Source organism: Streptomyces beihaiensis (genome assembly GCF_026274175.1).
Lineage (GTDB): Bacteria > Actinomycetota > Actinomycetes > Streptomycetales > Streptomycetaceae > Streptomyces > Streptomyces beihaiensis.
In genome coordinates, this window is record NZ_JAPHNL010000143.1 from 1 (window position 1) to 5,281 (window position 5,281).

The 5,281-nt window shown below is 71.4% G+C and carries 5 protein-coding genes and 1 tRNA gene; 3 read left to right on the forward strand and 3 right to left on the reverse strand.

Annotation, left to right across the window (positions count from 1 at the left end):
- Window positions 1-73 (forward strand) — tRNA-Met (locus OFY01_RS14615).
- A gap of 158 nt (window positions 74-231) precedes the next feature.
- On the opposite strand, the gene OFY01_RS14620 is transcribed toward OFY01_RS14615, so the two are convergent.
- The gene (locus OFY01_RS14620; RefSeq protein ID WP_266599967.1) at window positions 232-651 is read right to left on the reverse strand and encodes a Fur family transcriptional regulator; all 420 of its coding nucleotides are present in this window, start codon (window positions 649-651) and stop codon (window positions 232-234) included.
- Window positions 652-805: 154 nt separating this feature from the next.
- Here OFY01_RS14620 and katG point away from each other — a divergent pair, with 154 nt between their 5' ends.
- The gene (katG, locus tag OFY01_RS14625; protein ID WP_266599968.1) at window positions 806-3,025 is read left to right on the forward strand and encodes a catalase/peroxidase HPI; all 2,220 of its coding nucleotides are present in this window, start codon (window positions 806-808) and stop codon (window positions 3,023-3,025) included.
- A gap of 63 nt (window positions 3,026-3,088) precedes the next feature.
- Here the strand turns inward: katG and OFY01_RS14630 are convergent, their stop codons facing one another.
- Window positions 3,089-3,475: a CBS domain-containing protein gene (locus OFY01_RS14630; RefSeq protein ID WP_266599969.1), complete on the reverse strand. Its 387-nt coding sequence runs from the start codon at window positions 3,473-3,475 to the stop codon at window positions 3,089-3,091.
- A gap of 170 nt (window positions 3,476-3,645) precedes the next feature.
- The gene (hisN, locus tag OFY01_RS14635; RefSeq protein ID WP_266599970.1) at window positions 3,646-4,443 is read right to left on the reverse strand and encodes a histidinol-phosphatase; all 798 of its coding nucleotides are present in this window, start codon (window positions 4,441-4,443) and stop codon (window positions 3,646-3,648) included.
- A 165-nt stretch (window positions 4,444-4,608) separates the two neighbouring features.
- Between hisN and OFY01_RS14640 the strand changes: the two genes are divergently transcribed.
- Complete coding sequence (locus OFY01_RS14640) at window positions 4,609-5,208, forward strand: TetR/AcrR family transcriptional regulator (protein WP_266599971.1); 600 nt, start codon at window positions 4,609-4,611, stop codon at window positions 5,206-5,208.
- The last annotated feature ends 73 nt before the right edge of the window (window positions 5,209-5,281 follow it).

The following is a 5,281-nucleotide window of genomic DNA, read 5'->3' on the forward strand; positions in this document are numbered from 1 at the left end:
GCGGGGTGGAGCAGCTCGGTAGCTCGCTGGGCTCATAACCCAGAGGTCGCAGGTTCAAATCCTGTCCCCGCTACTGACAGGTCTGAGGGCCGGAACCGAATGGTTCCGGCCCTTCGGCGTGCGCGAGGTCGACCGTTGCGTCGCCGTCGCCGTCCTGTGCTGTGCGACGCGACAGGGCCCGCGCCGAACGGCGCGGGCCCTGGGTCCGGTCGGAAGTCGTGCGCTACGGCGCTACGCCGCCTGTGCGCAGCTCGGGCACAGGCCCCGGTAGGTGACCTCCACGTCCGAGATCGTGAAGCCGAAGCGCTCCGAGGCGGGCAGGTCCGTCAGCGGGTTGCCGCTCGGGTGGACGTCGCGGATCTGGCCGCACTGGCCGCAGACCAGGTGCTGGTGCGGCCGGTGGGCGTTCGGGTCGTAGCGCTTGGCGCGCTTGTCCGTGGCGACCTCGATGACTTCGCCGAGCGAAACCATCTCGCCCAGCGTGTTGTAGACGGTGGCCCGTGAGATTTCCGGAAGCCTGGCCGCGGCGCGGGCGTGCACCTCGTCTGCCGTCAGGTGGACATGGTCCCCGTCGAGGACCTCGGCCACGACACGCCGCTGTGCGGTCATCCGCCAGCCGCGTCCGCGCAGTCGTTCCAACAGGTCACTCATGAAGAAAAGCCTAACAGTCGGGGGACCAAGGTCCCGAACGGGTGTGACTTTGGAGCCCTGCTTGACTTAGACATTGTCCATTGTAGGATCGGAATTGGCTCTGGCCAAGGACAGGTACAGGTAGAAACAACGCCACCGGGACGGTGACCACCTCATGTCTGACAAGCACGAAGTAACGGCAGACGCGACATCGCAGGGCGCAGAGGCCGGAGGCTGCCCCGTGGCCCACGGGCGCGCGCCGCACCCGACCCAGGGCGGTGGCAACCGCCAGTGGTGGCCGGACCGCCTCAACGTCAAGATCCTCGCCAAGGACCCCGCGGTCGCCAACCCGCTCGGTGAGGAGTTCGACTACGCCGAGGCGTTCAAGTCGCTCGACCTCCCGGCGGTCAAGCGGGACATCGCCGAGATCCTCACCACCTCGCAGGACTGGTGGCCCGCCGACTTCGGCAACTACGGCCCCCTGATGATCCGCATGGCCTGGCACAGCGCCGGTACGTACCGCATCAGCGACGGCCGAGGCGGCGCCGGCACCGGACAGCAGCGGTTCGCGCCGCTCAACAGCTGGCCGGACAACGTGAGCCTGGACAAGGCCCGCCGCCTGCTGTGGCCGGTCAAGAAGAAGTACGGCAAGGCCATCTCCTGGGCCGACCTGATGATCCTCACCGGCAACGTCGCCCTGGAGACGATGGGCTTCAAGACCTTCGGCTTCGCCGGCGGCCGCGTGGACGCGTGGGAGCCCGACGAGGACGTGTACTGGGGCCCCGAGCAGACCTGGCTCGGCGACGAGCGCTACACGGGCGACCGTGAGCTGGAGGACCCGCTCGGCGCGGTCCAGATGGGTCTCATCTACGTCAACCCCGAGGGCCCGAACGGAAACCCGGACCCGATCGCCGCGGCCCGCGACATCCGCGAGACGTTCCGCCGCATGGCGATGAACGACGAGGAGACCGTCGCGCTGATCGCCGGTGGCCACACCTTCGGCAAGACGCACGGCGCGGGCGACGCGGACCTGGTCGGCGCCGACCCCGAGGCCGCCCCGATGGAGCAGATGGGCCTCGGCTGGAAGAGCGGCCACGGCACGGGCGTCGGCAAGGACGCCATCACCTCCGGACTCGAGGTCACCTGGACCGACACCCCGACCCAGTGGGGCAGCGGCTTCTTCAAGAACCTCTTCGAGTACGAGTACGAGCTCACCAAGAGCCCGGCCGGCGCCCACCAGTGGGTGGCCAAGGACGCCCCGGAGACCGTCCCGGACGCGTTCGACCCGTCGAAGAAGCACCGTCCGACGATGCTCACCACGGACCTCTCGCTGCGCTTCGACCCGATCTACGGGCCGATCTCGCGCCGCTTCTACGAGAACCCGGAGCAGTTCGCGGACGCCTTCGCCCGCGCCTGGTACAAGCTGACGCACCGTGACATGGGCCCGATCGCCCGCTACCTCGGCCCCGAGGTGCCCAGCGAGGAGCTGCTGTGGCAGGACCCGCTGCCGCAGGCCACCGGAGAGGCCATCGACGCCGCGGACGCCGCGGCCCTCAAGGAGCAGATCCTCGGCACGGACCTGACGGTCGCGCAGCTCGTCTCCACCGCCTGGGCCGCCGCCTCCTCCTTCCGCGGCAGCGACAAGCGCGGCGGTGCCAACGGCGGTCGCATCCGCCTGGAGCCGCAGCGCAGCTGGGAGGTGAACAACCCGGACGAGCTCTCCCACGTGCTGCGCACCCTCGAGGGCGTCCAGGAGTCGTTCAACGCCAAGGGCGGCAAGCAGGTCTCGCTGGCCGACCTCGTCGTCCTCGCGGGCAACGCGGCGGTCGAGAAGGCGGCCAAGGACGCCGGTGTCGAGGTCGAGGTGGCGTTCTCGCCGGGCCGTGTCGACGCCTCGCAGGAGCAGACCGACGTCGAGTCGTTCTCCGCGCTGGAGCCGAAGGCCGACGGGTTCCGCAACTACGTCGGCAAGGGCAACCGCCTGCCGGCCGAGTACCTGCTGGTCGACAAGGCGAACCTGCTCACCCTGAGCGCGCCCGAGATGACCGTCCTCGTCGGCGGTCTGCGCGTCCTGGGCGCCAACGCGGGCGGCTCCAAGCACGGTGTGCTCACCGACAAGCCGGGCGTGCTGACGAACGACTTCTTCGTCAACCTGCTCGACCTGGACACGCAGTGGAAGTCCACGTCGCCCGCGCAGGACGAGTTCGAGGCGCGGGACGCCTCGGGCGCCGTCAAGTGGACCGGCACCCGCGCCGACCTCGTCTTCGGCTCGAACTCCGAGCTGCGCGCGGTCGCCGAGGTGTACGCGAGCGACGACGCGAAGGAGAAGTTCGTCCAGGACTTCGCCGCCGCGTGGGCCAAGGTCATGGACCTCGACCGGTTCGACCTGCGCTGACCCGCAAGGCCGGCGCTGAACACGTGGGCCGGTTCCCCTCGGGGGACCGGCCCCGCGTGTTTCTCAGACGCCGAGCCGCGCCGGAACCCAGCAGCGGATGATGTCGCGGACCGAGACGACGCCGACGGGCTCCCGGGCGTCGAGCACGATCAGGTGCCGGAATCCGCCGTGGGCCATGGCCTCGGCCGCGTCCCGCAGCGTCCAGGTCGGGGCGGCGAAGACCACGTCCGTGGTGGTGTGGGCCCCGGCCGTCTCGCGGTCGGGACTCTCGTTCCTGCCCAGCGAGTTGAGGATGTCGCGCTCGGTCAGGATGCCGATGCCGCAGCCGTCGGGATCGAGCACCACGGCCGCTCCGACACGGCGCGCGGACATGAGCCGCGCCGCCTGGCGCAGGGTGTGGGTGGGGCCGATGGTGAGGACCACCGTGCTCATGGCGTCGCGGACGAGCATGATGGAGCCGCCTTCCTGTCCTGGACCTTGCGGGTTCGCCCTCGCGCGCGGGCACGAGAAGCGATTCACAAGTTCACAAGTGGGGGGACTCTCAGAATCGCAGCGAAGGAAGGCGGCAACAAGGGGGTGCGGGAGGTGATTTCGGGGCGCGCGGCGCGCCGTGAAGTGGCTCAGTGCGCCGTGAGATAGCTCAGCAGCTCGTCGTGGAGGAGGCCGTTCGACGCCGCCGCGTTGCCGCTGTGCGGTCCCGGTCGGCCGTCGAGCCCCGTGAAGGTGCCACCCGCCTCGGTCACCACGATCGCGTTCGCCGCCATGTCCCACAGCGAAAGCTCCGGCTCCGCGCAGACGTCGACCGACCCCTCGGCGACCATCATGTACGGCCAGAAGTCGCCGTAGCCGCGCGTGCGCCACACCGCCCGCGTGAGGTCGAGGAACCCGTCGAGCCGCCCCTGCTCCTCCCAGCCGCTCAGCGAGGAGTACGCGAAGGAGGCGTCGGCCATCCGGCCCACCTTGGACACGTGCAGCCGGGACGCGGACGTCAGGCTGCGCCCGGTGTACGCGCCCGCCCCCTTGGCCGCCCACCAGCGGCGGCCGAGCGCCGGGGCGGAGACGACACCGACGACCGGCTGGTAGCCCCCTTCGCCCGCCTCCATCAGGGAGATCAGCGTGGCCCACACCGGCACGCCGCGCACGTAGTTCTTGGTGCCGTCGATCGGGTCGATCACCCAGCGGCGAGGGCCCGTTCCCTCGATGCCGTACTCCTCCCCGAGGACCGCGTCACGCGGCCGCGCCCGCTGGAGCTGGCCGCGGATCAGCTCCTCGGCGGCCTTGTCGGCCTCGCTCACCGGCGTCATGTCCGGTTTGGTCTCCACCTTCAGGTCGAGAGCCTTGAACCGGTCCATCGTCGCGGCGTCGGCCGCGTCCGCGAGGACGTGGGCGAGACGCAGATCATCGTGGTAGTCGGGCATGGCTGCACAGTATCGACCGCGGTCCGCGCCCAGCCACCGGGCCCGGCGTCCGTCCCACGCCCGGTGAGCGGGACGTGCGGGGGCGCGGCCCCTTGACAGCCCCCGCGGGCGCGTCAACTCTGGCGGCACGGGCCGGACGGGGCCCGCCGGCCCGGGGAGGCGGCGATGGCTGCGGCGCGGGATGCACTGCTGGACGCGGCGTACGAGGCGCTCGCGAGACGTCCCTGGCCCGGTGTGCGGATGGTCGACGTGGCGGTCGCCGCCGGGGTCTCGCGGCAGACGCTGTACAACGAGTTCGGCAGCAAGGAGGGGCTCGCCCGGGCGCTGGTGCGCCGGGAGGCCGACGCCTACCTCGCCGGAGTCGACCGCGCCCTCACCGAAGGCGGCCTCGGCGCGCTCGCCGACTGGACGGTGACCGCGGCCCGCCGCAGCCCCCTGGTCCGCGCCGCGCTCACCGGCTGCTGGAGCGAACGGCTGCCCGCGCCGACCCTGTCCGCCGTGCCGTCGACCTCGGCCGTACCGGCGCAGCGCAGGGCGGACGGCCCGCTGCCCGCTCCGGCGGACTTCGTCGCCGCCGTACGCGACCGGTCCGTGGCCGTGCTCGGGGCGGCGGGCGGGCCGAGGTCCCGGACGGCGCCGGGAACGCTCGCCCGCGACTGCGAGCTCACGGTGCGGCTCGCGCTGTCGTGCCTGCTCGCGCCGGCGGGGGAGGGCGGGGCCGGGCGGCTCGTCCGGGAGACGCTGGGACGCTGCCACAACGGCTAGTAGTGCTTGGTCAGGTTGATGTCGGGGTGGGTATGTCGCGGTGGCAGGTGGGGCAGGCGCCGGTCCATGTGGC